This is a genomic window from Streptomyces sp. NPDC051822 (assembly GCF_044452745.1).
In the GTDB taxonomy this organism is placed as follows: domain Bacteria; phylum Actinomycetota; class Actinomycetes; order Streptomycetales; family Streptomycetaceae; genus Streptomyces.
The window spans coordinates 442,403-469,243 of record NZ_JBITBZ010000004.1; the positions used below are offsets into that span (position 1 = coordinate 442,403).

General features: G+C 71.1%; 19 protein-coding genes and 1 riboswitch. Of the genes, 6 read left to right on the plus strand and 13 right to left on the minus strand.

What is annotated here, in order from left to right; genetic code table 11:
- Positions 1-8: 8 nt before the first annotated feature.
- Positions 9-3,089, minus strand: coding sequence for a GNAT family N-acetyltransferase (locus tag ACIA8N_RS16810; RefSeq protein ID WP_365779435.1), 3,081 nt, complete (start codon positions 3,087-3,089; stop codon positions 9-11).
- 237 nt (positions 3,090-3,326) lie between these two features.
- Between ACIA8N_RS16810 and ACIA8N_RS16815 the strand changes: the two genes are divergently transcribed.
- Positions 3,327-3,608: an HPr family phosphocarrier protein gene (locus ACIA8N_RS16815; protein ID WP_030222698.1), complete on the plus strand. Its 282-nt coding sequence runs from the start codon at positions 3,327-3,329 to the stop codon at positions 3,606-3,608.
- Between the two features lie 145 nt (positions 3,609-3,753).
- Here the strand turns inward: ACIA8N_RS16815 and ACIA8N_RS16820 are convergent, their stop codons facing one another.
- The 4 genes from ACIA8N_RS16820 to ACIA8N_RS16835 form a co-directional block, all read right to left on the minus strand.
- Positions 3,754-4,437, minus strand: a complete 684-nt coding sequence (locus ACIA8N_RS16820) for a GntR family transcriptional regulator (protein WP_365779432.1) — start codon at positions 4,435-4,437, stop codon at positions 3,754-3,756.
- 183 nt (positions 4,438-4,620) lie between these two features.
- On the minus strand, positions 4,621-5,391 hold the full coding sequence (locus tag ACIA8N_RS16825; protein WP_365779430.1) for a M23 family metallopeptidase: 771 nt from the start codon (positions 5,389-5,391) through the stop codon (positions 4,621-4,623).
- A gap of 12 nt (positions 5,392-5,403) precedes the next feature.
- A riboswitch (cyclic di-AMP (ydaO/yuaA leader) is annotated at positions 5,404-5,569 on the minus strand.
- Between the two features lie 203 nt (positions 5,570-5,772).
- Complete coding sequence (locus ACIA8N_RS16830) at positions 5,773-7,140, minus strand: pitrilysin family protein (protein ID WP_365779686.1); 1,368 nt, start codon at positions 7,138-7,140, stop codon at positions 5,773-5,775.
- 26 nt (positions 7,141-7,166) lie between these two features.
- Entirely contained in the window at positions 7,167-8,522 is a 1,356-nt protein-coding gene (locus ACIA8N_RS16835; protein ID WP_365779428.1) for a pitrilysin family protein, read from the minus strand.
- 181 nt (positions 8,523-8,703) lie between these two features.
- Between ACIA8N_RS16835 and ACIA8N_RS16840 the strand changes: the two genes are divergently transcribed.
- Positions 8,704-11,160, plus strand: a complete 2,457-nt coding sequence (locus tag ACIA8N_RS16840) for a DNA topoisomerase IV subunit A (RefSeq protein ID WP_365779426.1) — start codon at positions 8,704-8,706, stop codon at positions 11,158-11,160.
- A 169-nt stretch (positions 11,161-11,329) separates the two neighbouring features.
- Positions 11,330-13,183: a DUF262 domain-containing protein gene (locus ACIA8N_RS16845; RefSeq protein WP_365779424.1), complete on the plus strand. Its 1,854-nt coding sequence runs from the start codon at positions 11,330-11,332 to the stop codon at positions 13,181-13,183.
- A 65-nt stretch (positions 13,184-13,248) separates the two neighbouring features.
- On the opposite strand, the gene ACIA8N_RS16850 is transcribed toward ACIA8N_RS16845, so the two are convergent.
- A complete protein-coding gene (locus ACIA8N_RS16850) occupies positions 13,249-14,295 on the minus strand; it encodes a GTP-binding protein (protein ID WP_365779422.1) in 1,047 nt (348 codons plus the stop codon).
- 135 nt (positions 14,296-14,430) lie between these two features.
- Here ACIA8N_RS16850 and ACIA8N_RS16855 point away from each other — a divergent pair, with 135 nt between their 5' ends.
- Together ACIA8N_RS16855 and ACIA8N_RS16860 are read left to right on the plus strand one after the other, a co-directional pair.
- The gene (locus tag ACIA8N_RS16855) at positions 14,431-16,119 is read left to right on the plus strand and encodes a sensor histidine kinase (protein WP_365779420.1); all 1,689 of its coding nucleotides are present in this window, start codon (positions 14,431-14,433) and stop codon (positions 16,117-16,119) included.
- Positions 16,116-16,796, plus strand: coding sequence for a response regulator (locus tag ACIA8N_RS16860; protein ID WP_365779418.1), 681 nt, complete (start codon positions 16,116-16,118; stop codon positions 16,794-16,796). Before ACIA8N_RS16855 ends, ACIA8N_RS16860 begins: the two co-directional genes overlap by 4 nt.
- A gap of 32 nt (positions 16,797-16,828) precedes the next feature.
- On the opposite strand, the gene ACIA8N_RS16865 is transcribed toward ACIA8N_RS16860, so the two are convergent.
- From ACIA8N_RS16865 to ACIA8N_RS16885, 5 genes are all read right to left on the minus strand, one after another.
- On the minus strand, positions 16,829-18,421 hold the full coding sequence (locus ACIA8N_RS16865) for a cation acetate symporter (RefSeq protein WP_365779416.1): 1,593 nt from the start codon (positions 18,419-18,421) through the stop codon (positions 16,829-16,831).
- Positions 18,418-18,903 carry a DUF485 domain-containing protein gene (locus ACIA8N_RS16870; protein ID WP_399416550.1) on the minus strand — a complete coding sequence of 162 codons (486 nt, stop codon included), beginning with the start codon at positions 18,901-18,903 and terminating at the stop codon, positions 18,418-18,420. Before ACIA8N_RS16870 ends, ACIA8N_RS16865 begins: the two co-directional genes overlap by 4 nt.
- 96 nt (positions 18,904-18,999) lie before the next feature.
- The gene (locus tag ACIA8N_RS16875; protein WP_365779414.1) at positions 19,000-19,752 is read right to left on the minus strand and encodes a response regulator transcription factor; all 753 of its coding nucleotides are present in this window, start codon (positions 19,750-19,752) and stop codon (positions 19,000-19,002) included.
- A 29-nt stretch (positions 19,753-19,781) separates the two neighbouring features.
- A complete protein-coding gene (locus ACIA8N_RS16880; protein WP_365779412.1) occupies positions 19,782-21,002 on the minus strand; it encodes a histidine kinase in 1,221 nt (406 codons plus the stop codon).
- 97 nt (positions 21,003-21,099) lie between these two features.
- Positions 21,100-23,217, minus strand: coding sequence for a DNA topoisomerase IV subunit B (locus tag ACIA8N_RS16885; protein ID WP_030211730.1), 2,118 nt, complete (start codon positions 23,215-23,217; stop codon positions 21,100-21,102).
- Positions 23,218-23,650: 433 nt separating this feature from the next.
- Here ACIA8N_RS16885 and ACIA8N_RS16890 point away from each other — a divergent pair, with 433 nt between their 5' ends.
- A complete protein-coding gene (locus ACIA8N_RS16890) occupies positions 23,651-23,881 on the plus strand; it encodes a hypothetical protein (protein ID WP_030211728.1) in 231 nt (76 codons plus the stop codon).
- A 115-nt stretch (positions 23,882-23,996) separates the two neighbouring features.
- Here the strand turns inward: ACIA8N_RS16890 and ACIA8N_RS16895 are convergent, their stop codons facing one another.
- Both ACIA8N_RS16895 and ACIA8N_RS16900 read right to left on the minus strand, forming a co-directional pair.
- On the minus strand, positions 23,997-24,815 hold the full coding sequence (locus ACIA8N_RS16895) for a serine protease (protein WP_365779409.1): 819 nt from the start codon (positions 24,813-24,815) through the stop codon (positions 23,997-23,999).
- A 154-nt stretch (positions 24,816-24,969) separates the two neighbouring features.
- Complete coding sequence (locus tag ACIA8N_RS16900; protein WP_365779407.1) at positions 24,970-26,517, minus strand: RNA polymerase sigma factor; 1,548 nt, start codon at positions 26,515-26,517, stop codon at positions 24,970-24,972.
- Positions 26,518-26,841 lie beyond the last annotated feature (324 nt).

A 26,841-nucleotide genomic window follows, 5' to 3' on the forward strand; every position in this document is an offset into this window, starting at 1 on the left:
GGGGGCCCTCAGGCCCTTGAGTAGCTCGGCAGGCTGCGGGGGCCCAGGTCGGTTCGGGGCGGTGGCGGGGCCAGTCGGACGGTGGCGCCGAGGACCGAGAGGCCGCGCGGTGCCACGACCACGGGCTCCAGGGAGACGGCGACCACCTCGGGGTGGTCGTCGACGAGCCGGGAGACCCGGAGCAGGACCTCCTCCAGGGCCGGGGTGTCGACGGGGGCGGAGCCGCGCCAGCCGAAGAGCAGCGGGGCGGTGCGGAGGGAACGCACCAGTTCCGCGACGTCCCGGTCCGTGGCCGGAACCAGTCGGTGGGCCGTGTCGCCGAGCAGCTCGGACGCGGCGCCCGCCAGGCCGAAGGAGAGGACGGCCCCGACGGCCGGGTCGATGGCGGAGCGGACGACGGTGTCGACGCCCCGGGGAACCATGGCCTGCACGACCGGCTGGAGTTCCTCCGGGGTGCCGAGGACCTCGGTCAGCTCGGCGTACGCCGTGCGCAGCTGTTCCTCGGTCATCAGGTCGAGCCGTACGCCTCCGAGGTCGGGGCGGTGGCGGAGGTGGGGCGCGGTCGTCTTGAGCGCGACCGGGTAACCGAGCCGGCCGGCGGCGGCGACGGCGGCGCCGGGGGTGGGTGCGGGCAGGGTCGGCAGTACGGCGATCCCGTACCGCGCGAGCAGCTCCTGGGTCTGGTCGGTGTCGAGGGTCACACCGCGCGGGTCGGTTTCGGCGCCACCGCCGAGCACCCGCTCGATGAGCGCGGCGGCCCCGGCCTCGTCGATGTCCTCGTACTCGGGCACCCGCCCGGGGTCGGCGGCCTGGCGCCGCCACTGCCCGTACCGCACGGCCTCGGCCAGCGCCCGGACGGCCCGTTCGGCGGCGGGGTAGGCGGGGATGGTCGTCGACGGCGCGCTGTCGGCGGCCTTGGGCCTCTGCGTCGGCTCCGCCTGGCTCCCGGACGTGCCGGGTGTGACGGGAGTGACGGGCGCGGCCGGGGTGGGCCGGGCCGGGCCGTCGGGGCTCGGCCGGGTCGGCGCCCCGGGGCGGGACTCCGTCGCGGCGGCGGCGCCGGCACCCGCAGGTGCGGTCGCAGTCGCGGGCGCGGGCGCAGATGCGGGCGTGCCGCTCCCCGCTCCCCGCCCCCGGGTCGCCGGGCGCGTGCTCGTCGCGACCGCGAGGGCCTCCGCGAGGCCGCCCATCTCGACGTGGACGACGACGACCGGTTTCGTGGGGGCGGGGGCGGCGGCGACCGCCTCGCGGAGGGAGGCCGCGAGGACCTCGCCGTCGCCGAACTCTGTGGCACCGTTCTCGCCCACCCACGGGATCGCGGTCACGACGACCGCGTCCGACGTCTCGTCCGCGAGGGCCGCCGCCAGCGCGTCCCGGAAGTCGGCCGGCTCCGCCGCCGTCGTCAGGTCGAGCGGGCGCAGCGGGCGCAGTCCTTCGGTCAGGCAGGCGTCGTACGTGAGCAGGCCGAGCGACTCGGAGTTGCCCAGGATCGCGACCCGGGGCCCGGCCGGCAGGGGCTGGGCGGCCAGGAGCAGTCCCGCGTCGACGAGTTCGGTGACGGTGTCGACCCGGATCACTCCCGCCTGCCGGAGCAGCGCGGACACCGTGGCGTGCGGGATGCGGGTGACCGGCACCCGGTGGCCGGGCGGGGCGCTGCCGCTGTGGCGGGCGCCCTTGACCACGACGACCGGCTTGACGGCGGCGGTGCGGCGGGCCAGCCGGGTGAACTTGCGGGGGTTGCCGATGGACTCCAGGTAGAGGAGGACGACGTCGGTCCCCGGGTCGTCGTACCAGTGCTGGAGGAAGTCGTTGCCGGAGACGTCGGCGCGGTTGCCGGCGGAGATGAAGGAGGAGAGCCCGGCGCCCCGCCGGTGCAGACCGGCGAGGAGGGCGATGCCGATCGCACCGGACTGGGTGAAGAGCCCGATCCGTCCGGCGGCAGGCATCTGCGGCGCGAGGGAGGCGTTGAGCCGGACGTCGTCGGTGGTGTTGATGATCCCGAAGGCGTTGGGGCCGATGATCCGCATCCCGTACGAGCGCGCCTGGCGGACGAGCTGGCGCTGCCGCTCGCGGCCGTCGGCCCCGCTCTCCGCGTATCCGGCGGAGAGGACGACGAGACCCCGTACGCCGTGTTCGCCGCAGTCCGCGACGGCTTCGGGCACCCGCTCGGCGGGGACGGCGACGACGGCGAGGTCGACGGGTTCCCCGATGGCGCCGACGGAGGGGTACGCGGGGACCCCGTCCAGCTCCGCCGCATCGCCGGCGGGGAGCGCGGCGTTGACCGCGTACACCCGGCCCGCGAAGCCGGCCCCGAGGAGGTTGCGCAGGACGGTGCGGCCGACGCCGCCCGGTGCCCGCCCGGCCCCGACGACCGCGACGGACCGGGGGGTGAGGAGGCGTTGCACAGAGCGGGCCTCGGCCCGCTGCTCCCGTGCGCGCTGGACGGCGAGGGAGCGGTCGGTGGGTTCGAGGTCGAGGTGGAGCCGTACGGAGCCGTCCTCGAAGCTGCGCTTCTGGAGGTAGCCCGCGTCCGTGAAGACCTTGATCATCTTGTTGTTGGCGGGGAGGACCTCGGCGGCGAAGCGCCGGATGTCCCGTTCCCGGGCGACCGCCGCGATGTGTTCGAGCAGGGCGGACGCGACTCCGCGTCCCTGGTGGGCGTCCTGGACGAGGAAGGCGACCTCGGCCTCGTCGGCCGGGGCGGAGGCGGGCAGGCCGCGTTCGTCGATGCGGTCGTAGCGGACGGTGGCGATGAACTCGCCGCCCACGGTCGCCGCGAGTCCGACCCGGTCGACGAAGTCGTGGTGGGTGAAGCGGTGGACGTCCTTCGCCGAGAGCCGGGGGTAGGGGGCGAAGAAGCGGTAGTACTTCGACTCGTCGGAGACCTGCTCGTAGAAGCTGACGAGGCGGTCGGCGTCGTCGGCGGTGATGGGCCTGATGCGCGCGGTGCCGCCGTCGCGGAGCACCACGTCCGCTTCCCAGTGATCGGGGTAGTCGGGGTAGTCCGGGCGATCAGGGTCCCGTGGTCCCTGGCGGGCCGGTGATGCCGGTCGTTCCGCCGCTCCCGACTGCTCCGACGCGCTCTGCATGGGGCCAGCCTACGGCCGCGACACGACGGTGGCACCGGTCGCGTGACGGGTGTGCGCCGTGCAAGGTAGGGGCACCCCCGTGCGACGCGGGGGAACCACCGTGCACAGTGGGGAGCGCGCCGCCGTCGCCGGCGAGGACCGAACGGCGGTCCGATCCGGGCCGGAGGTCGGCGTGAGCACGGAGCTTCCCGTGAGAGACTGGTCTAGACAACCGCTTAAGACTTGAAGGGCAACACCATGGCTGAGCGCCGCGTCAACGTCGGCTGGGCCGAGGGCCTCCACGCCCGCCCCGCGTCCATCTTCGTCCGTGCCGCCACGGCTTCCGGCGTTCCGGTGACGATCGCCAAGTCCGACGGCACCCCGGTGAACGCCGCCTCCATGCTCGCGGTGCTCGGCCTGGGCGCGCAGGGCGGCGAGGAGATCGTCCTCGCTTCGGACGCCGAGGGTGCCGAGGCCGCTCTGGACCGTCTGGCGAAGCTGGTCGCCGAGGGTCTCGACGAGCTTCCCGAGACCGTCTGATCCGCGTCGACCTTCCCGCGACGACGAAAGACCGTGACCACCGGAATTCCGGTGGTCACGGTCTTTCGCATTTGCGCCGCCCGCTTTCCGGGCAGCACGGAACATGCCCCCGTTGAATTCCTATTCTTTGTATACGGTGCTCACGTTAATTCCGGGCACTCGCCGTGTTGACTACATGTTGCGAATCCCTCACACGACCGCGCTCCGGTCTTTTGAGGCGGTGCAGGGAGAGCGAGCGTTCCGCGTGCAGCGCGGTCAGCACGCGCGCCCGCTCGGCGTCCCCGCGCGCCACGGCGTCCACGATCGCGCCGTGCTCCGCCCACGCCTCCACCGGCTGGGAGGGCTGCTCGACCGCGTACATCCAGGCGATCTTGTGCCGTAGCTGGGTCAGCAGCGCCGTCAGCGCGGGGCTGCCGGAGGCCTGCGCGAGCGTCTCGTGGAACCAGCCGCCCAGCGAGCGCAGATCCTCGCCCTGACCTCGCCTGGCCCGCTCCTGCCCCAGCCTGACCAGGCCGCGCAGCACCTTGAGATGGGCCTCCGTACGCCGCTGGGCGGCGCGCGCCGCGCCGAGCGGTTCGAGCAGCGCCCGCATGTCGAGCAGGTCGGCCGCCTCCTGCTCGGTGGGCTCGGCGACATGCGCGCCGGCATGGCGGCGGGTGACGACGAAGCCCTCGGACTCCAGGGTGCGCAGGGCCTCGCGGATCGGCACACGGGAGACCCCGTAGCGGCGGGCGAGCTGGTCCTCCGTCAGTCGACTGCCCCGCTCGAAGACGCCGGAGACGATGTCGTCCCGGATCGCCGTGCATACCGAGTGCGCGGGAATACGCATGTCCGACCTCCGCCTTGGTCTGCGCGAGACAATTCTTACGGCGCCTGTTCTGCGCCCGATCTGCGACTCTATTGCAGCGCGCCGGAATTTCCGATGCCTCAGCGGAATATGGATGTCTTTTGACCGACGAAAAGCCCCGGCTCAGGACGAGCCGGGGCTTTTGCGAAGCGCGGGGTGCGGCGGTCAGACGTTGACGCCGCGGGCGCGGAGGTAGGCGACCGGGTTGATGTCGGAGCCGTACTCGGCCGTCGTCCGGGCCTCGAAGTGGAGGTGCGGGCCGGTCGAGTTGCCGGTCGAGCCGGAGATGCCTATCCGCTCGCCGGGCTCGACGGTCTGGCCGACGTGGACTCCGATGGAGGAGAGGTGCCCGTACTGGGTGTACGTGCCGTCGTTCATCCGGATGACGATGTTGTTGCCGTACGCGCCACCCCAGCCGGCCTCGACGACGGTGCCGGAGCCGACGGAGACGACGCTGCTGCCGTAGGCCGCGTGGAAGTCGACGCCCGAGTGGCTGCCGGAGGACCAGAGCGAGCCACCGGTCTTGTAGCCGGTGGACACGTACGAGCCGTCGACGGGGAGCTGGAAGGAGTTCAGGCGGCGGCGCTCGGCCTCACGGGCGGCGCGCTGCTCGGCCTCGCGGATCTCCTTGGCGCGGGCCTCGGCCTTGCGCTTCGCCTCGGCCTGGGCCTTCGCCTTGGCGGCGGCCTCGAAGGCCTCCTGCTCCTGCGCGGCGGCCTGGGCGTTGAGCCGGTCCGCGAGCGAGTCCTCGGTGATCACCTTGGTGAGGCCGGTGTCCTCGACGGAGCGGTTGTCCGTCTCGGCGGCGAGCGCCGGGGAGGCGAGGGTGCCGATGACGCCGGTGGTGGCGAGGGTCGCTGCGCCGGCGATGCCTACGCTGCGGCGCGCCATACGGCTCGGACCACGATGCTTCCCGGTGGCACGGGTGAACGCCATGTAGTGGCTGATCCTTTCCTTCCCTCTCGCCTACCGGGTTAGCTGACGGGTTCGGAGCAGGAAGGTCTCCTACGAGCCCCTCCGTACGAGACGAAGGCGCCCGATTCACCCCAGGGACTACGCGTGGGTCCCCGGCTCCCCAGGCTCGCGCCTGACGGGGACTCGGCGATGACTGTCCGGATGCCGCGGGTGCGGCAGGTGCAACTGCCGGACAGACGCACCGACGCTATGCGGATCGTCTTTCAATCACCAACCGGACTCGGCAGTTTGTAAGACATGCCACAGGTCATAGGGCCACCCAAGCCCTCAATACGGACAAAGGGGAGGGCTCCGACGAAACAGGTCGTCGGAGCCCTCCCCCTGCCGGATCGGCAGCCGGAATCAGCCGGTCACAACGGTGACTTCACCGATGCCGAGCGCGCGCACCGGGTCCGCGATCTGCGCCGCGTCGCCCACCAGGACGGTGACGAGCCGGTCCACCGGGAAGGCGTTGACCACGGCCGCGGTGGCCTCGACCGTGCCGGTCTCGGCCAGACGCGCGTACAACTGGGCCTGGAAGTCGTCCGGAAGGTGCTGCTCGACCTGGTCGGCGAGCGTCCCGGCGACGGAGGCGGCCGTCTCGTACTTGAGCGGCGCGACCCCCACCAGGTTCTGCACGGCGGTCTCGCGCTCGGCGTCCGTCAGACCCTCGGCGGCCAGGGTGCGCAGCACCTTCCACAGGTCGTCAAGAGCCGGGCCCGTGTTGGGGGTGTCGATGGAACCGCTGATGGCGAGCATCGCGGCGCCGTTCCCCTGGGCGTCGGAGCGGAGCACCTGCCCGAAGGCCCGCACCCCGTAGGTGTAGCCCTTCTCCTCGCGCAGGACCCGGTCGAGACGCGAGGTCAGGGTGCCACCGAGGCAGTACGTGCCGAGGACCTGGGCCGGCCAGACACGGTCGTGCCGGTCGGCGCCGATCCGGCCGATCAGCAACTGGGTCTGAACGGCGCCCGGCCGGTCCACGATGACGACCCGTCCGGTGTCGTCGGCCGTGATCGACGGCATCGGGAGCGGCTCGGCCGGCTCGCCCGTCCAGGCGCCCAGGGTCTCGGCGAGGACCTTGTCGAGGTCGACGCCGGTCAGGTCGCCGACGACCACGGCGGTCGCCGTGGCGGGCCGGACGTACGCCTCGTAGAAGGCGCGGACGGCGGCGGCGTCGATCGCGGAGACGGTCGCCTCGGTGCCCTGGCGCGGCCGGGACATCCGCGCCTCGGCCGGGAAAAGCTCCTTGGAGAGCTGCTTGGCCGCGCGGCGGGCCGGGTTGGCCGTCTCGTGCGGGATCTCGTCGAGCCGGTTGCGCACCAGACGCTCGATCTCCGTCTCGAGGAACGCCGGGGCGATCAGGGCCTCGGACAGCAGCCCGAGCGCCTTGGGCAGCCGGGAGACCGGAACCTCCAGGGAGACCCGTACGCCCGGGTGGTCGGCGTGCGCGTCGAGCGTGGCACCGCAGCGCTCGAGCTCGGCCGCGAACTCCTCGGCACTGCGCTGGTCCGTGCCCTCGGAGAGCGCGCGGGCCATGATGGTGGCGACGCCGTCGAGACCGGCGGGCTCGGCGTCCAGCGGGGCCGGCAGGAAGATCTCCACGGCCACGACCTGCTGGCCGGGGCGGTGGCTGGTCAGCAGCGTCAGGCCGTTGTCCAGCTTCCCGCGGTCGGGGGCCGGGAAGGCCCAGGGCCTGGCGGCGCCCGGCTCCGGCTGCGGGTGGAAGTCCATGCTCGTCAAAGACACGGCGGCGTCGGTCACTGGTCCGCTCCCTCTTCGTCATCGCCCTCGGCGTTGTCGCTCTGCTCGGTCGCCAGGGGCTCGTAGACGAGCACCGCACGGTTGTCGGGCCGCAGTCTGGCCGCGGCGGCCGCCCGCACCTCGTCGGCGGTGATGTCGAGCACACGGTCGACGGCCGACAGGGCGAGCTGCGGGTCGCCGAACAGCACGGCGAACCGGCACAGTTCGTCGGCGCGGCCCGCGACGGTGCCGAGGCGGTCGAGCCACTCGCGCTCCAGCTGGGCCTGCGCGCGCTCCATCTCCTCCGGCGTGGGGCCGTCGGCCGCGAACCGGGCGAGCTCCTCGTCGACGGCCGCCTCGATCTGCGGGACCTCGACACCGCCGGAGGTCTTGACGTCCAGCCAGCCGAGCGAGGGCGCTCCGGCGAGCCGCAGCAGCCCGAAGCCGGCGGCGACGGCCGTGCGGTCGCGGCGGACCAGACGGTTGTGCAGACGGGAGGACTCACCGCCGCCGAGGACCGTCAGGGCCAGGTCGGCGGCGTCGCACTCGCGCGTGCCGTCGTGCGGCAGCCGGTAGGCGGCCATCAGCGCACGGGCCGGGACCTCCTCCTCGACGACCTCGCGCAGCTGCTCGCCGATGACCTCGGGAAGGTCGCCGGGGCGCGGCTCGGGCTTGCCGTCGTGGCCGGGGATGGAGCCGAAGTACTTCTCGACCCAGGCGAGGGTCTGCTCCGGATCGATGTCGCCGACGACCGACAGCACCGCGTTGTTCGGGGCGTAGTACGTGCGGAAGAAGTTCCGCGCGTCCTCCAGGGTGGCCGCGTCCAGGTCGGCCATGGAGCCGATCGGCGTGTGGTGGTACGGGTGGCCCTCCGGGTACGCGAGGGCGGTCAGCTTCTCGAAGGCCGTGCCGTACGGCACGTTGTCGTAGCGCTGGCGGCGCTCGTTCTTGACGACGTCCCGCTGGTTCTCCATGGACTCGTCGTCCAGGGCGGCCAGCAGCGAGCCCATGCGGTCGGCCTCCAGCCAGAGCGCGAGCTCCAGCTGGTGCGTGGGCATGGTCTCGAAGTAGTTGGTGCGCTCGAAGCTCGTCGTGCCGTTGAGCGAGCCGCCCGCACCCTGCACCAGCTCGAAGTGCCCGTTCCCGTGGACCTGCTTCGAGCCCTGGAACATCAGGTGCTCGAAGAGGTGCGCGAGCCCCGTGCGGCCGGGAACCTCGTGGCGCGAGCCGACGTCGTACCAGAGGCAGACCGCGGCGACCGGGGTCAGGTGGTCCTCCGAGAGCACCACACGCAGGCCGTTCGCCAGCCGGTGCTCGGTCGCTGTGAGGCCGCCGGAGCCGGCCTCGGCCGTGGCCGTGTGACCCATGGGCATGTACGTCCCTTCGATCGCGATGTGAAAAAGTCCTGCCACTGTATGCAAGCGCGCCGACACCTCGCGAAGTTCCCGCCCCTTCCGGATGTCCCTCTTCCGGGTCGCGGTCGGCGTTGTCGGTGGCACGGTCCACAATGGTCCGCGTCAGATCAACCTTGTTGGTGAAGGAGCCGCAGCCGCGATGGCCCGCCGCAGCACGAAGACACCGCCGCCGGACGACGCGTTCGAGGAGCGAATCCTCGACATCGACGTCGTCGACGAGATGCAGGGCTCCTTCCTCGAGTACGCGTACTCGGTGATCTACTCGCGTGCCCTCCCCGACGCCCGGGACGGCATGAAGCCCGTCCAGCGCCGCATCGTCTACCAGATGGGCGAGATGGGGCTCCGGCCCGACCGCGGCTTCGTCAAGTGCGCCCGTGTCGTCGGCGAGGTGATGGGCAAGCTCCACCCGCACGGCGACGCGTCCATCTACGACGCCATGGTCCGCATGGCACAGCCCTTCTCCATGCGGCTCCCCCTCGTCGACGGCCACGGGAACTTCGGATCCCTCGGCAACGACGACCCGCCCGCCGCCATGCGGTACACCGAGTCGCGGATGGCCCCGGCCGCGCTGCTCATGACCGAGTCCATCGACGAGGACACGGTCGACTTCACGCCGAACTACGACGGCCAGGAGCGGGAGCCGGTGGCACTGCCCGCCGCCTACCCGAACCTGCTGGTCAACGGCGCGTCCGGCATCGCGGTCGGCATGGCCACCAACATGCCCCCGCACAACCTCGGCGAGGTCATCGCCGCCGCCCGCCACCTGATCCGCCACCCGGGCGCCGACCTCGAGACGCTGATGCGTTTCGTGCCGGGACCCGACCTGCCGACCGGTGGCCGGATCGTCGGCCTCTCCGGCATCAAGGACGCGTACGAATCGGGCCGCGGCTCGTTCAAGATCCGCGCCACGACGAGCGTCGAGACCGTCACGGCCCGCCGCAAGGGCATCGTCGTGACCGAGCTGCCCTTCACGGTCGGCCCCGAGAAGGTCATCTCCAAGATCAAGGACCTGGTCGGCTCCAAGAAGCTCCAGGGCATCGCGGACGTCAAGGACCTCACCGACCGCAACCACGGGCTGCGCCTGGTCATCGAGATCAAGAACGGCTTCGTGCCGGAGGCGGTCCTGGAGCAGCTCTACAAGCTGACGCCGATGGAGGAGTCCTTCGGCATCAACAACGTCGCCCTGGTCGACGGCCAGCCGCTCACCCTCGGCCTCAAGGAGCTCCTGGAGGTCTACCTCGACCACCGCTTCGAGGTGGTCCGGCGCCGCTCCGAGTTCCGCAGGACCAAGAAGCGCGACCGCCTCCACCTGGTGCTCGGCCTGCTCATCGCGCTGCTCGACATCGACGAGGTCATCCGCCTCATCCGGGAGAGCGACAACTCCGCACAGGCCAAGGAGCGCCTGATGGAGCGCTTCTCGCTGAGCGAGATCCAGACGCAGTACATCCTGGACACCCCGCTGCGCCGCCTCACCCGGTTCGACCGCATGGAACTGGAGAGCGAGCGCGACCGCCTCAACGGCGAGATCGACGAGCTGACCGGGATCCTGGACTCCGACGCGGAGCTGCGCAAGCTGGTCTCCGCGGAGCTGGCCGCGGTCGCCAAGAAGTTCGCCACGGACCGGCGGACGGTCCTGCTGGAGTCGGCGGGCGCGCCCGTCGCGTCCGTGTCCCTGGAGGTCGCGGACGACCCGTGCCGGGTCCTGCTGTCCTCCACCGGGCTCCTCGCCCGTACGGCGACGGCGGACCTGCCCGAGGCCGACCCGGACGCGACCCGCGTCAAGCACGACGTGATCCTGTCGTCGGTGGCCGCCACCCAGCGCGGCGACATCGGCGCGGTGACCTCGGACGGGCGGCTGCTGCGGATCGCGGTGATCGACCTGCCGCAGCTCCCCGACACCGCGAGCGCCCCGAACCTCGCGGGCGGCGCGCCGCTGTCCGAGTTCCTGTCCCTGGAGGTCGACGAGACCGTGGTCTGCCTCACCACGCTCGACGAGTCCTCGCCGGGGCTCGCCCTCGGCACGCTCCAGGGCGTGGTGAAGCGCGTGGTCCCGGACTACCCGGCGAACAAGGACGAGCTGGAGGTCATCACCCTCAAGGACGGTGACCGGATCGTCGGCGCGACCGAGCTGCGTACGGGTGAGGAGGACCTGGTCTTCATCACCTCCGACGCCCAGCTGCTCCGCTTCCAGGCCTCGCAGGTACGGCCCCAGGGCCGGCCCGCCGGCGGCATGGCGGGCGTCAAGCTGACGGCGGGCGCCGAGGTGATCTCGTTCACCGCCGTCGACCCGGCGGCCGACGCCGTGGTCTTCACCGTCGCGGGCTCCACGGGCACCCTGGACGCCTCGGGTACGTCGGCGAAGCTGACGCCCTTCGACCAGTACCCGCGCAAGGGCCGCGCGACCGGCGGCGTCCGCTGCCAGCGCTTCCTGAAGGGCGAGGACGTCCTGATCCTGGCCTGGGCGGGCGCCACCCCGGCCCGTGCCGCCCAGAAGAACGGCACCCCGGTGGTGCTTCCTGAGATGGACCCGCGCCGCGACGGCTCGGGCACACCGCTCCCCCAGCCGGTGGACGTGGTGGCGGGCCCGGCTTCCTGACCGGACCGACGACGACAAGAGACCCCGTCCGAAAGGCGAACCGCCTTTCGGGCGGGGTCTCTTGTCGCGGGACGCCGGACGGGCTCCGCGGCTGCCGGGTAGCCTCGGCCCGGTGACCGGCCGGGGGGCTGCTCCGGCACGTCTGACGCCCGAGTGAAGGATGGCCGCGTTGACGGACGAAGCATTCAGCATCGACAAGCGCCCGCTCCGCGATCTGCTCCGGCAGGTCGAGGAGGGAAGGGCGCAGCTCCCCGAGTTCCAGCGGGGCTGGGTGTGGCCCCATCCGAACATCACCGCGCTGCTCGCGTCCGTGTCGCAGGGTTTCCCGGTCGGCACGGTCATGACGCTGCAGTCCGGCGGGGACGTCCGGTTCAAGCACCGGCCGATCGAGGGGGCGACGCCACCGCCGGGCACCGAGCCGGAGACGCTGGTGCTCGACGGCCAGCAGCGGCTCACCTCCCTCTACCAGTCGATCAAGCTGGGCCGGCCGGTGGTCACCCAGGACCTGCGCAAACACCGGGTGTCGGGCTGGTTCTACGTCGACATGCGTGCGGTCCTGGACGAGCAGACCGATCGCGAGGACGCGATCCACTTCCTGCCCGAGGACCGGGTCGTCCGCACCTTCCGGGGCGAGATCACCCGGGACCTCTCCACCCGGGACAAGGAGTGCGAGGCCCACTTCTTCCCGCTGAACTGCGCCCTGGACCCCGACCAGTGGGAGTCGGACTACGAGGAGTACTGGAAGCTCGGCAGGGAGAAGCGGCGCCTCTGGAAGGCGTTCGAGAACGCGTTCCTCAAGCCCTTCGCCCACTACCAGGTCCCCGTCATCTCCCTCGGCAGGAACACGGCCCGTCAGGCCGTCTGCCAGGTCTTCGAGAACGTCAACACGGGTGGCGTCTCCCTCACCGTCTTCGAACTCCTCACCGCCACCTTCGCGGCGGACGAGTTCGACCTCAGGCGGCACTGGGAGAAGGAGGTCAAGGCCGCCTGGCGGGCGCCGGAGTACCGCATCCTCAAGGACGTGTCGAACACGGACTTCCTCCAGTCGGTGACCCTGCTCGCCACGGCCGCCCGGCGTGAGGACGCCGTCGCGCGCGGGGTGGCGGAGGATCGTCTGCCGCGCATCGGCTGCAAGCGCAAGGACATGCTGGAGCTCCGGCTCGACGAGTACGAGCGGTTCGCGCCCCTGGTCGTCCAGGGTTTCAAGCGGGCTGCGAAGTTCCTGCACCAGCAGTTCGTCTTCGACACCAAGTTCCTGCCGTACGGCACCCAGCTCATCCCGCTCGCCGCGATCCTGGCCCTCGCCGGTGAGGACGCCCAGAGCGCCGGCGCCCAGCACAAGCTGGCCCGCTGGTACTGGTGCGGAGTCTTCGGCGAGCTGTACGGCGGCTCGACCGAGACGCGCTTCAGCCACGACCTGCCGGACGTGGTCGGCTGGCTCCGTGGCACCTCGGGCGAACCGCGCACGGTCGAGGTGGCGGAGTTCGCGCCCAGCCGTCTCCTGACGCTGCGGACCCGTAACAGCGCCGCGTACAAGGGCATCTACGCGCTGCTCCTCAAGGCCGGGGCCATGGACTGGCGTACCGGCGAGAAGGCCGAGATCACCGCGTACTTCGACGAGTCGATCGACATCCACCACATCTTCCCGAAGGTGTGGTGCCAGGGGGCGGGGAAGGACCCGGGGCGCTACAACTCGATCATCAACAAGACCCCGCTGACCGCCCGCACGAACCGGATCATCGGGGGCAGCGCGCCCTCCGACTACCTGGTGAAACTGGCGAAGAGCGCGGAGTCGACGCCCGAGGTGGTCCACGGACACATCCGGTCCCACCTCGTCACGCCGGAACTGATGGCACTCGACGACTTCACGTCGTTCTTCGCCGCCCGGAAGGCGGCCCTGCTCGCGCGGGTCTCCTCCGAGATGGGCAAGGTCATCGTGGACGACGGTGCGGACGCCGCCCTCGTACTCGACGAGGCCGACGTCGAGGCCGAGGAGGCGGCGGAACTCGCGGAGGTCTTCTGATCCGGACGGACCGGGCGGGCCGGCCGGGCCGGCCGGGCCGGCATCAGACCGGGGCCGGACCAGGGTCAGGCCGGCTCCTCCTCCTCGGTCCGCTGCACGTACCGCAGGACGCCCCACATGCTGTGCTCGTCGGGTGCGTCCCGCGGGCCGTTCTGCTCGCACTCCGCCAGTTCCTTGCGCAGGCCGGCCGCGTCGATGCCGGAGCCGATCAGGACGAGCTGGGTGAGCCGTTCCTCGCCGTCGGGCCACCGGTCGGGGTAGAAGCGCAGGAAACGGCCGACGGCGTGCACGCCGTAGCGGTTGTCCGGGTCGGCGGCGCCGAAGTCGACGAAGCCCTTGATCCGGTAGAGGCCTTCCGGCCGCGCGTCCAGGAAGGCCATGAGCCGGCGCGGATGAAGCGGCGCAGCGGCCGTCAGGGACACGGTCTCGTACCCGGTGTGCGGGTGGGCGTGCGGCTCGTCCTCGCCGTACAGGATGTCCTCGATGGACAGCTGCCCCTCGATCTCCCCCTCGGGGACCACCCGGTCGAAGAGCAGCTCCGGGTCGATCCGGCCGTGCACGGCGTCCACCACGACGGCCTTCCCCGCGAGTCCGGCCACCGTCTCGCGGACGGCGAGCAGCTCGGCCCCGGAGACCCGGTCGGCCTTGTTCACGACCACGAGGTCGGCGATCGGCAGATGCCGGTCGGTCTCCGGGTGCCGCTGCCGGGTCGCGGAGAACTCGGCCGCGTCGACGACCTGGACGAGCCCCCCGTACACGATCCGCTCGTTCTCGCTGGCGAGCACCATGCGGACGAGTTCCTGCGGCTCGGCGAGGCCGCTCGCCTCGATCACGATCACGTCGAGCCGCGACTCGGGGCGGGTGAGGACCTCCAGGTACTCGTCGAGCTCGCTGGCGTCGACGGCACAGCACAGGCAGCCGTTGCCGAGGGAGACGGTCGAGCCGACCTGTCCCGCGACGCTCATCGCGTCGATGCCGATGTCGCCGAAGTCGTTGACCATGACCCCGATACGGGTGCCCCGGGCGCCGCGCAGCAGATGGTTGAGGAGGGTGGTCTTCCCGGCCCCGAGAAACCCGGCCAGGACGACGACGGGGATCTGCTGCGTGGTCAAGGGACGTGCCTCCGGTTCCTTCGTCTCCCACGGCTGCGGGAGACACCCCTTCCCACGGCTGTGGGAAACCCCAGAATAGGCAACCGCTCCGCCGCCGTTTCCGGTCCCGGGGCGTGGCCCCGTACCGTTTCCCGCATGAACCCCGCACAGACCGGCCCCCCGCGCCCCCTCGCGCGCCGCCGGCGGTTCGGGTGGCCCCAGCGGGTGTTCTCGCAGGTCCTGCTGATGCAGCTGGCCATCGCGACCGGTGTGACCGTCCTCGCCACCGGGCTCTTCCTCGCCCCGCTCAGCGCCCAGCTCGACGACCAGGCCATGCGGCGGGCCCTGGCCATCGCCGGGACCACGGCGTCACCCCGGCTGGCCGCGGACCTCACCGGAACCCCGCCGTCCGCGAGCGGCCCGGTGCAGCGGGAGGCCGAGCGGATACGTACCTCCACGGGCGCCGAGTACGTGGTCGTCATGGACACCCGCGGAGTGCGCTGGTCGCACACCGACCCCGCCGAGATCGGCAGGCGCGTCTCCACGGACCCGAGCACCGCCCTCTCCGGGCGCGAGGTGATGGAGATCGACAGCGGCACCCTGGGCCGCTCGGCGCGCGGCAAGACGCCGCTGCGGGACGCGGACGGGCGGATCGTCGGCGCCGTCTCGGTCGGCATCGAGTACGACAGCGTCCGCGACCGTCTCCTCGGCGCGATCCCGGGCCTCCTCGCCTACGCGGGCGCCGCACTGGCGGCCGGCGCCCTGGCCGCGTACCTGATCTCCCGGCGCCTGCAACGCCAGACCCATGACCTGGCCTTCTCCGACATCTCCGCGCTGCTCGCCGAACGCGAGGCCATGCTCCACGGCATCCGCGAAGGCGTCGTGGCCCTGGACCGCAACGGCTCCGTGCGGCTGATGAACGACGAGGCGCAGCGACTCCTCGGCCTCGGCCCCGAGGCGGCCGGCCGGCCGCTCGACGAGGTCCTCGGCCGTGGCCGCACCGCCGACGTCCTCGCGGGCCGGGTGACCGGCGAGGATCTGCTCACCGTGCGCGGGCAGCGGGTCCTGATCGCCAACCGGATGCCGACCGACGACGGCGGCGCCGTGGCGACCCTCCGCGACCGCACCGAGCTGGAGCGGCTCGGGCGCGAGCTGGACTCGACCCGGGGCCTGATCGACGCGCTGCGCGCACAGGACCACGAACACGCCAACCGGATGCACACGCTCCTCGGGCTCCTGGAGCTGGAGATGCACGAGGAGGCGGTCGAGTTCGTCACCGAGGTGGTCGGCGTGCACCGGGCGACCGCCGAGCAGGTCACGGAGAAGGTCCACGACCCGCTGCTCGCCGCGCTCCTGGTCGGCAAGGCCACCGTCGCCGCCGAGCGGGGCGTCTCGCTGCGGATCGCCCCTGGCTCGCTGCTCCCCGACCGGCTCGTCGACCCGCGCGAGCTGGTCACCGTCGTCGGCAACCTGGTCGACAACGCCCTGGACGCCGTCGCAGGCACCCCCGGCGCCCGCATCGACGTCTCCTTCCGCACCGAGGGCCGTACGGTCGTGCTGCGGGTCACGGACAGCGGCACGGGGGTTCCGGAGGAGCACCGTGAGCTGATCTTCACCGAGGGATGGTCGACGAAGGCGCTTCCGTCCCACGGCAAGCGGGGGCTCGGTCTCGCGCTCGTACGACGCCTCGCCGAACGCCGCGGCGGCACCGCCCGCGTCGCCGACGGTCCCGAGGAAGGCGCCGAGTTCACCGTCGTCCTGCCGGACGCCCTGACGGAACCGGAACCGGAGCCGGAACCGGACACGGACACGCCCTCGCTGGAGCCCGCGGAGGAGGCCCGATGATCGACGTCCTCGTCGTGGACGACGACGTGCTGGTGGCACGGATCAACGCCGCCTACGTCGCCAAGGTCCCCGGCTTCCGGGTCGTCGCCACCGCCCACTCGACCGCCGAGGCCCTCGCCGCCCTGGACGAGCGGCCGGTGGACCTGATCCTCCTCGACCACTACCTGCCGGACGAGAACGGGCTCGCTGCCGTACGGGAGCTCCGCACGCGCGGCCACCAGTGCGACGTGATCATGGTGACGGCGGCCCGGGACGTGGTTACGGTGCAGGCGGCGATGCGGCACGGCGCCCTGCAGTACCTGGTCAAACCGTTCAACTTCGCCGGTCTGCGCTCCAAGCTGGAGGCGTACGCGACGCTCCGCAGCACCCTGGAGAGCGGGGGCGAGGCGGAGCAGGCCGAGGTGGACCGCATCTTCGGGGTCCTGTCGGCCGGCTCCGTCGCCCCCGACCTGCCCAAGGGACACTCCCCCACCACCGCCGAACTGGTCCGGCAGGTCCTGCTCGCCGCGGACGGTCCGCTGCCCACCCAGGAGATCGCCGAGCGGGCCGGTGTCAGCCGTCAGACGGCGCAGCGCTACCTCAAGCTCCTCGAACGCACCGGCCGGGTAAGTCTCTCGCTCCGGTACGGCGAGACGGGCCGCCCCGAACACCGCTACGCCTGGGCGACCTCACCGTGACATGACCGGCAAGGCGACGCCCGAGTTCTTCGTCAGACGGCTCCCGCGCCGGTCAGCGCCCTGACCTCGGCCTCCGCGTGCCGTGCTTCGTCGGGCGGTTCGGTCGAGGTGACGGTGCCGAACCAGCCCGCGAGGAAGCCGAGCGGAATGGAGACCACCCCCGGGTTCTGCAGCGGGAAGAGGTGGAAGTCGACGCCGGGGAACAGCGACTCGGGACTCCCCGAGACGACCGGCGAGACCAGCACCAGCAGCACCGCGGGGATCAGACCCCCGTACACCGACCAGACCGCCCCCCTGGTGGTGAACTTCCGCCAGAACAGGGAGTAGAGCAGCACCGGCAGGTTCGCGGAGGCCGCGACCGCGAAGGCCAGCCCGACGAGGAAGGCCACATTGAGGTCGCGGGCGAGCAGCCCCAGGCCGATCGCGGCCGCCCCGATGCCCGCCGCGGCGATCCGGGCCACGGTCACCTCGCTGTACTGCTTCGCGTGCCGGCGGCGCAGCGAGGCGTACAGGTCGTGGGCGACCGAGGCCGAGGACGCGAGGGTGATCCCCGCGACGACGGCGAGGATCGTCGCGAAGGCGACGGCGGCGACGATCGCGAAAAGCACGGTGCCGCCGGTGGAGCCCGCTCCCCCGCCGAGGTCGAGGGCGAGCAGCGGTACCGCGGTGTTGCCTGAGGCGTTGGACGCGCGGACCTCGTCCGGACCGATCAGGGCCGCCGCGCCGAACCCGAGCACGATGGTCATCAGGTAGAAGCTCCCGATGAGCCCGATGGACCAGACGACGGAGCGACGGGCGGCCCTGGCGGTCGGGACGGTGTAGAAGCGCGACAGGATGTGGGGCAGTCCCGCCGTGCCCAGGACCAGGGCGATCCCGAGGCTGATGAAGTCGAGGCGGGCCGTCCAGTCCCCGCCGTAGCGGAGCCCGGGGGCGAGGAAGTCCAGGCCGTGGCCGCTGCGCTCGGCCGCGGCGGAGAGCAGGTCGTTCACGTCGCCGTGGAACCGGAGCAGTACGAGAACGGTGAGCGTGACCGTCCCCGCCATGAGCAGGACCGCTTTGACGATCTGGATCCAGGTGGTGGCCCGCATGCCGCCGAGCGACACGTAGATCACCATCAGCGCGCCCACACCGATGACCGTCCACGAACGGGCCGCCTCGCTGGTGCCCCCGAGGAGCAACGCGACCAGGCTTCCGGCGCCGACCATCTGGGCCACGAGGTACAGCACGGAGACGGCCACCGAGGACGTGCCGGCGGCGATGCGCACGGGACGCTCCGCCATGCGCGCGGCGACGACGTCGGCGAGGGTGAACCGGCCGCAGTTGCGGACCAGTTCGGCCACGAGCAGCAGCACGACCAGCCAGGCGACGAGGAACCCGACGGAGTACAGCATGCCGTCGTAGCCGTAGAGCGCGATCAGTCCGGAGATGCCGAGGAAGGAAGCCGCGGACATGTAGTCGCCCGCGATGGCGAAACCGTTCTCCATGGGCGAGAACAGCCTGCCCCCGGCGTAGAACTCCTCCGCCGAGCCGCGCCGGTTGCGGCTCACCCAGGTGGTGATCCCCAGGGTGACGGCGACGAAGACGCTGAACAGCACCAGCGCCAGGGTCTGGTGGTCTTCTGTCACGGCTGCACCACCCCTCGGGTCATCTCCTGGGTGTCCCAGCGCAGTTCCAGCGCGGCACGGTCCCTGCGCAGCCGCGCGTGGCGTGCGTAGGCCCAGGTCAGCAGGAAGGTGGTGAGGAACTGCCCGAGTCCCGCGACCATCGCCACGTTCACCACTCCGGCGACGGGCCTGGCCATGAGTCCGGGCGCGGCGGTGGCCGCCACGACGTAGGCCAGGTACCAGAGGAGAAACGCGAGCGCGGCCGGGAAGACGAACCTTCGGTAGCGGCTGCGCACTTCCTGGAAGGCGGGGCTCCGCTGCACTTCCAGGTAGATGTCCGCCGCGCTGTGGACCCGCTGCCGCACCACCGCGTCGGAGCGGCCGTCGCCTGGCGCGCCGACCTCCGTCCGCTCTCCCCGACCGGAGTCCGTCGCCTCGTACCAGGGGTCGTCGACCGGCATCGCCGAAGCGTCGAGCCCCTCCTGCTTGTCCACCTTCTCCACCGGCCAACTCCTTGTCAGCGAACCGTTTCGGCCGCGTGCCCAAGGATGGACAGAGCGGGAAGATCCCGGACTCTTCTCCCCTCTCTGTTCACCCCATCAGGTGACGCTTCTCCCAGGAGCCCTGACCAGTCCGTGCTGATATGCGTACCGCACGGCCTGCGCGCGGTCCCGCACCCCCGTCTTGGCGAAGAGGTTGTTGATATGCGTCTTCACCGTGGCCGTGGAGATCCGCAGCCGGCCGGCGATCTCCTGGTTGGAGAGCCCGTCCGCGACGAGCACGAGCACCTCCGTCTCCCGCTCCGTGAGCCCGTCGGCCTGTGGTGCGGCGGGTGCACCGGGAGCGTCCGTGCCCTCCGGCCCCGCCCCCAGCAGCTGCTCCAGCAGTCGTCGCTGCACGGACGGCGACAGCCCCGCTCGTCCGTCCCTCACGTCCCGCAGGGCCCGTACGATCTCCTCCCCGCCGGCGTCCTTGGTCAGGTACCCCCGCGCTCCGGCCCGCAGCGCCGGGAACAGCGAGTCGTCGTCGGCATACGTGGTCAGTACGACGACCTCCGTCCCGGGATGCCGCTCGCGGATCCGGCGGGTGGCCTCGGCGCCGTCGCACCGGGGCATCCGCAGATCCATCAGGACCACGTCGGGCGCGAGTTCCGCGGTGAGCGCCACCGCCTCCTCCCCGTCCCGTGCCGCCCCGACGACCTCGACCCCGGGAAGGAGCCCGAGCAGCATCACGATCCCCTCGCGCACCGCGGCCTGGTCGTCGGCGACCACCACCCTCAGGTCCCGGACCCCCTCAGTCGCGCGACCACCCTCCTGACCGCCGGTCTCGCCCGTGCCGCTCACGCCACTCATGCCGTCGCTCACGCCACTCGCCCCGTCGCTCATGCCGGCACCCGCAGCCGCACCGCGAACCCCCGTCCCTCGGGCCCCGCCTCCAGGCTGCCGCCGAGCAGTTCGGCCCGTTCCTTCATGCCGAGCAGCCCGTACCCGGCGCCGGAGGAACCGAGCCCGTCCCCCTCTCGGGCGTCCTCGGCCGTCGGAGGCGGCCCGGCGTCGCGTATCTCCAGGGAGATCCCGTCCTTCTCGTAGGCGAAGTTGATCCGCGTCCGGGCACCCGGGGCGTGCTTGCGCACGTTCGTCAGGGCTTCCTGCGCGACCCGCCGCACCGCCTGGGAAGCTTCGGCGGGGAGCTGCCGACGCTCGCCGGTGACGTCGACCTCGGCGCGGCCCTCCCGCGCCAGGTCCTTCAGGTAGTCCTCGACCGGCACCATGTCACCGCGCAGCGCCGACAGCGCGTGACGGGTCTCGGCGAGTCCCTCCCGAGCCATGGAGCGGGCCGAGGTCACGAGCCTGAGGATCTCCGCCCGGTCCGCCCCCGCCTCGATCTGGAGCCGCGCGACCTCCAGGTGCACCATCTGGGCGGAGAGGCTGTGGGCGAGCACGTCGTGTATCTCCCGGGCGATCCTGGCCCGCTCGGCGAGCGCCGCCGACGCGGCCTCCGCCTCCCGGGCGAGCCGCTCCTGGGCGAGCAGCCGGAACCCCGCACCGCGCGCCTGGGCGTCCAGCCTGAGCGAGTAACCCGCGAGCAGCACGGCCGCCGTGGTCAGGGCGGCCCCGAGCATCCCGGTCTCATCGGCCTCCGCGAACCCCGGGACGAGTACCGCCACGGTGGCCAGGCCTGCGGAAAGCGGCAGCCGCTCCATCGCCATGATCGCGATGACTATCCACATCACCGTGGCGGGCGTGGGGGCTCCGGCCGCGTAGGCCCCGAGTCCACAGAGTGCCATCACGCCGAGCAGCCCGAGCGACGCCGCCGCCCGGTGGTCGAGCGTCGTGTGGTGGTAGCCGAGGGCCGCCGCCACACAGATCCCGAATCCGAGCGGGGGCAGCGCCGCGTACCACCCGGCGAACGCCCCCGAGGTGTAGCAGCCGGCCACCACCCAGACGCTCAGGGCGATGATCATGCTGTAGTCGATGACGACCCTGCCCCGCGGCACTCCCAGGCGGGTGAGCGCCTCCCGCGAGGGCCAGGCGCCCCAGGACGAACCCTCCTGGGGCGCCCACCTCCCCGTCGTACGCGCCCGGTCGCACTTCTCTCCCATGCCCGTCCCCCTCCGTCATCTCGATGCTACGGAGAGTCCGGGGCCGTGTGATCGGCCCGTGGGTGGAGCAGATGGCTCCACCCACGGGTGGAGCGCCTCAGGCGTCGATGCGCGAGCGGTCGAGAGTGGCGGCGGAGCCGGTGATGAACTCCTTGCGGGGAGCCACGTCGTTGCCCATGAGGAGGTCGAAGACCTGCTCGGCCGCGTCCAGGTCGCCGATGTTGATCCGGCGCAGGGTGCGGTGGCGCGGGTCCATCGTGGTCTCCGCGAGCTGGTCGGCGTCCATCTCGCCCAGGCCCTTGTACCGCTGGATGGCGTCCTTGTAGCGGACACCCTTGCGCTGGTACTCCAGCAGGGTCTGCCGCAGCTCGTTGTCCGAGTACGTGTAGACGTACTTGTCCTGGCCCTTCTTGGGCTGGACGAGCTCGATCCGGTGCAGCGGGGGCACGGCGGCGAAGACCCGCCCCGCCTCCACCATCGGCCTCATGTAGCGCTGGAACAGCGTCAGCAGCAGGCAGCGGATGTGGGCGCCGTCGACGTCGGCGTCGACCAGGAGGACGATCTTCCCGTAACGGGCCGCGTCGATGTCGAAGGTGCGGCCCGAGCCCGCTCCTATGACCTGGATGATCGCCCCGCACTCGGCGTTCTTCAGCATGTCCGAGACGGACGACTTCTGAACGTTGAGGATCTTGCCCCGGATGGGCAGCAGGGCCTGGAACTCGCTGTTGCGGGCGAGCTTGGCCGTGCCGAGGGCCGAGTCGCCCTCGACGATGAACAGCTCGCTGCGCTCCACGTCGTCGCTGCGGCAGTCGGCGAGCTTGGCCGGCAGCGAGGAGGACTCGAGGGCGGTCTTCCGCCGCTGGGCCTCCTTGTGCTGCCTGGCGGCGATCCGGGTACGGGCCGCGGCGACGGCCTTGTCCAGGACGGCTCGCGCCTGCGCCTTGGCGTCCCGCTTGGTGGACGTGAGGAAGGCCTTGAGCTCCTTGGCGACCACGGTCGCCACGATCCGGCGGGCCGCGGAGGTGCCGAGGACCTCCTTGGTCTGCCCCTCGAACTGCGGCTCGGCGAGGCGGACCGTCACGACGGCCGTGAGCCCTTCGAGGGCGTCGTCCTTGACGACGTCGTCCTCGGCGACGCGCAGCATCTTCGTGGAACGGAGGACCTCGTTCACCGTCTTGGTGATGGCCTGCTCGAAGCCCGAGACGTGAGTGCCGCCCTTCGGGGTGGCGATGATGTTGACGAAGGACTTGACCGTGGTGTCGTAGCCGGTGCCCCAGCGCAGGGCGACGTCGACGACGAGCTCGCGGGTGACCTCGGTCGGGGTCATGTGACCGCGCTCGTCGAGGACGGGGACGGTCTCCTTGAAGGTGCCCTGCCCGGTGAGGCGCTGGATGTCGCAGACGGCCTTGTCCTGGGCGAGGTACTCGCAGAACTCGCTGATGCCGCCGTCGAAGCGGAACGTCTCCTCGCTCTTGCCGATCCCCTCCAGGTCCCGCTCGTCGCGGACGACGATGGTGAGGCCGGGCACGAGGAAGGCTGTCTGCCGGGCGCGCTGGTGCAGCGTCTCCAGGGAGAGCTTGGCGTCCTTGAGGAAGATCTGGCGGTCCGCCCAGTAGCGGACGCGGGTGCCGGTGCGGTTCTTGGGGACGCGCTTGCCCTTGAGCAGGCCGTTGGCCGGATCGAAGGGGCTGTCGGGGCCCTGCTCGGTGAAGATGCCGGGGACGCCCCGGCGGAAGCTGATCGAGTGCGTGGCACTGTTCCGGTCGACCTCGACGTCGAGACGGGCCGACAGGGCGTTGACCACGGAGGCGCCGACGCCGTGCAGACCGCCGGAGGCCGCGTACGAGCCGCCGCCGAACTTTCCGCCGGCGTGCAGCTTCGTCATGACGACCTCGACTCCGGAGAGTCCGGTCTTCGGCTCGACGTCGACCGGGATGCCCCGGCCGTTGTCCCGCACTTCCACGGAACCGTCGTGGTGGAGGATGACCTCGATGTGGTCGCAGTAGCCACCGAGGGCCTCGTCGACCGAGTTGTCGATGATTTCCCAGATGCAGTGCATCAGGCCGCGGCTGTCGGTGGACCCGATGTACATACCGGGGCGCTTGCGGACCGCTTCGAGCCCTTCGAGTACGAGCAGGTGCCGCGCGGTGTAGTTGGAAGCGTCACGGTCTGCGGTCAGCAGCGCACTGGACGGCACGGACGTTTCGGCGGTCACGCGGTTCGCTCCTCGCTGAATTTGAAAACTGGCCCGGTGGGGTAAGGCCCGGCGTCGGTCACCGGTCAGAGGGTACCGATGCCTGGTAGAGCCGTTGTAACGCCACCCTCCCCGATTCCTCATGCTAGTCCAGGGTCGTATGGATGTTCGATCCCTCGATGGGGTGACGCGAACATCACGTTCCCTTCCAGGCATGAACCATTTAGGCTCCGGGCACGTCCTCATGAACAACCGGCAACCACGCCGGGAGGGCCGACCGAGACAAGCAACGCGAAATCCGTAGAGCGAAGCAATACGGCTCATTCGCCGCCAACCGGCAGCAGACAGCCACCTTGGGAAGAAGTTTCAAGGAAAAGCCACGAGCGGGAACGTTTTCGGCCTGGTTGGATGTTGACCCTGGTACGACAGCTCGTCGAGCTAGAGAAGAGGCGACGTGACTACTGTTCTGACCCCTGCGAGCCCCCTGACGGCCGCTGACCGCTGCGACCGCTGCGGCGCCCAGGCGTACCTGCGCGTCGTCCTGACCAGCGGAGGTGACTTGCTCTTCTGCGCCCACCACGGACGTAAGTTCGAGCCGGAACTCAAGAAGATCGCCGTTGAGATACAGGATGAGACGGACCGGCTGACGGACGTGCCGGCGCGCACGGTGGGCGACGAGCACTGACGCTTCGCATCCACGACGAGCCCAGATCCGGCCAATGACCGGACGGCGGGCGGTCACCCCCGCGTTCAAAGGGGGGTGACCGCCCGCACTCGTATCCGCAGCGACCGCGCCGGCTTCAGAAGCGGGCCGGCAGCACGGCCGAGACACGGGTGTAGACACCCGGGTTCTCGGCCTGCCCGCAGCCACTGCCCCAGGACACCAGCCCGACAAGAAGCCCCTTTGCCACGAGCGGTCCCCCGCTGTCGCCCTGGCACGCGTCCTTGCCGCCCTGCGGGTCTCCCGCGCACAGCATCGTGTCGCCCCGGTACGGGGCGCCGACGCCGCCGGGATAGGCCCGCTCGCACGTGCTGTCCGGCAGTACCTGCACGGGCGCCGTCCGCAGCGTGGACGCGTAGGTCCCGTTGCCGGTCGTGTCACCCCAGCCGTACACGTCCGCCTCCGTGCCCGGCGTGAGCGCCTCGTCGCCTTCCCGGACGACGCCGATCACGTACGACTGCGGCAGCGGGCTCACCAGCGTCAGCACCGCGAGATCGCCCGAGTTGGTCGTCGGGTCGTAGTCGGGGTTCACCCAGGTGTCCGAGATGCGCACCTCCTGCCCTCCCTGGCCGCGCAGCGCGGCGCGGCCCGCGATGACCAGGAAGTCGCGCACCTCCCACGGCTCGCCGCCCAGCACCTCCCGCCCCAGGCAGTGGGCCGCCGTGAGCACCTTGGTCGGCGCCACGACCACTCCCCCGCAGAACTGCCCCGCGCGCGTACCCCCGAACCGGTCACGGCTGGACAGCGCCACGACCCACGGCGCGTCCGCGATCTGGGCCGGACGCCCACCCACCACGACGCTGTCGGCGGCTACAGGAGCGGCGGTGACGGCCTGCCCCGCCGCTGCGGCGATCAAGCCCAGAGCACCCGTCAATGCTCGGGTGAGGGAACCACGCATGGAGCCTCCTGACTCTCCGGTGTTGTCGGTTCACCCAGCGTCCAGCACGCGCACGCGCCGTGCACCCGCGCACAGCCGGAGGGCCCGGCTCCCCTGGGGGGAACCGGGCCCTTCCGCGTACTGCTCCGGGCCGCGTCTCCGCGGCTCGTACGGATCAGTCGAGGTAGTCGCGCAGCACCTGGGAACGCGACGGGTGGCGCAGCTTCGACATCGTCTTCGACTCGATCTGGCGGATCCGCTCCCGGGTCACGCCGTAGACCTTGCCGATCTCGTCCAGCGTCTTCGGCTGGCCGTCGGTGAGACCGAAGCGCATCGAGACGACGCCGGCCTCACGCTCGGAGAGCGTGTCGAGCACCGAGTGCAGCTGCTCCTGGAGGAGCGTGAAGCTCACCGCGTCGGCCGGAACGACCGCCTCGGAGTCCTCGATCAGGTCGCCGAACTCGCTGTCGCCGTCCTCACCCAGCGGGGTGTGGAGGGAGATCGGCTCACGGCCGTACTTCTGGACCTCGATGACCTTCTCAGGGGTCATGTCGAGTTCCTTGGCCAGCTCCTCCGGGGTGGGCTCACGGCCCAGGTCCTGGAGCATCTGACGCTGCACACGCGCGAGCTTGTTGATGACCTCGACCATGTGCACCGGGATACGGATGGTGCGGGCCTGGTCGGCCATGGCGCGGGTGATCGCCTGACGGATCCACCAGGTGGCGTACGTGGAGAACTTGTAGCCCTTGGTGTAGTCGAACTTCTCGACGGCACGGATCAGACCCAGGTTGCCCTCCTGGATCAGGTCCAGGAAGAGCATGCCGCGGCCGGTGTAGCGCTTGGCCAGGGAGACCACCAGGCGGAGGTTGGCCTCCAGGAGGTGGTTCTTGGCCCGGCGGCCGTCCTCGGCGATGATCTCCAGCTCGCGCTTGAGCTTCGGCGCGAGCTTGTCCGAGTTCGCGAGCTTGTCCTCGGCGAACAGACCGGCCTCGATGCGCTTGGCGAGCTCGACCTCCTGCTCGGCGTTGAGGAGGGGGACCTTGCCGATCTGCTTCAGGTAGTCCTTGACCGGGTCGGCGGTGGCACCGGCGACGGCGACCTGCTGCGCCGGAGCGTCGTCCTCGTCCTCGTCCGACAGGACGAAGCCCTTGCTCTCGCCCTCGGTCTCTTCTTCCTCGCCCTTGCCGGGCGCGACGTCCTCGAGCAGCTCTTCGCCCTCGGCGAGGTCGTCGGCGTCCTTCTTGGACGTGGTCTTCTTGGCCGCCGTCTTCTTGGCGACGGTCTTCTTCGCCACCGCCTTCTTGGCGACGGTCTTCTTCGCAGCCGCCTTCTTGGCAGCGGATCCGGCCTCGTCGGCCGGGTCTGCGTCCTCGGCCGCGGAGGCCGTGGCAGCCGTGACACTGCTCTTCGTCACGGTCGACCTGGCGGTGACGGTCTTGGTGGCGGTGCGCTTGGCCGGGCTCTTCGCTGCGACGCTCTTGCGGGCGCGCTTCGGCGACTCCGCTGCACTGACCATCAGCGTCACACCCTCTTCCTCGAGGATCTGATTGAGGCTGCGCAGAACATTCTTCCACTGGGTTGGCGGAATCTGGTCAGCCTCGAAGGCCCGACGCACGTCATCGCCGGCGATCTGCCCATCAGCCTTTCCCCGCTCGATGAGCGCCATCACAGACTCGGACTCGGCGATCTCCGGCGGGAGCGTACGGGATGTGCTGGCCGACACGAACAACCTCTCGGAACGATGGAAACGGCTTCCGGCCCCGCCCTGGATCGGGCTGGAGCCGACGACCGTCGACGGGGAATGTGCCGACGGCGCGGGCTGGACCGGGGAACTGGACAGCGCCTCCATCGGCTGCTGTATTCCTTCCTCGGCGGTCACCTCTTAAGTCATCGCACGGCTCGGAGGAGTGTTACGCCCAATCTTCGTGGCCCGAGTCACACCTCATGTGCGACGAATCAACCCAGAGGGATAGGTAAGGGTACATTCGCGCCGCCGGAACCCTGGAGCCACCCGGGGAACCCAGCCCCGGGTGCCGCTCGGATCCGG

Excerpts from the sequence above, each read along its gene's own strand:
- ACIA8N_RS16810 (WP_365779435.1), bottom strand. The coding sequence starts at position 3,089 with ATGCAGAGCGCGTCGGAGCAGTCGGGAGCGGCGGAACGACCGGCATCA.
- ACIA8N_RS16875 (WP_365779414.1), bottom strand. The coding sequence starts at position 19,752 with ATGAGTGGCGTGAGCGGCACGGGCGAGACCGGCGGTCAGGAGGGTGGT.
- ACIA8N_RS16860 (WP_365779418.1), top strand. The coding sequence starts at position 16,116 with ATGATCGACGTCCTCGTCGTGGACGACGACGTGCTGGTGGCACGGATC.
- ACIA8N_RS16840 (WP_365779426.1), top strand. The coding sequence starts at position 8,704 with ATGGCCCGCCGCAGCACGAAGACACCGCCGCCGGACGACGCGTTCGAG.
- ACIA8N_RS16825 (WP_365779430.1), bottom strand. The coding sequence starts at position 5,391 with ATGGCGTTCACCCGTGCCACCGGGAAGCATCGTGGTCCGAGCCGTATG.
- ACIA8N_RS16820 (WP_365779432.1), bottom strand. The coding sequence starts at position 4,437 with ATGCGTATTCCCGCGCACTCGGTATGCACGGCGATCCGGGACGACATC.
- ACIA8N_RS16855 (WP_365779420.1), top strand. The coding sequence starts at position 14,431 with ATGAACCCCGCACAGACCGGCCCCCCGCGCCCCCTCGCGCGCCGCCGG.
- ACIA8N_RS16880 (WP_365779412.1), bottom strand. The coding sequence starts at position 21,002 with ATGGGAGAGAAGTGCGACCGGGCGCGTACGACGGGGAGGTGGGCGCCC.
- ACIA8N_RS16895 (WP_365779409.1), bottom strand. The coding sequence starts at position 24,815 with ATGCGTGGTTCCCTCACCCGAGCATTGACGGGTGCTCTGGGCTTGATC.
- ACIA8N_RS16835 (WP_365779428.1), bottom strand. The coding sequence starts at position 8,522 with ATGCCCATGGGTCACACGGCCACGGCCGAGGCCGGCTCCGGCGGCCTC.
- ACIA8N_RS16830 (WP_365779686.1), bottom strand. The coding sequence starts at position 7,140 with ATGGACTTCCACCCGCAGCCGGAGCCGGGCGCCGCCAGGCCCTGGGCC.
- ACIA8N_RS16815 (WP_030222698.1), top strand. The coding sequence starts at position 3,327 with ATGGCTGAGCGCCGCGTCAACGTCGGCTGGGCCGAGGGCCTCCACGCC.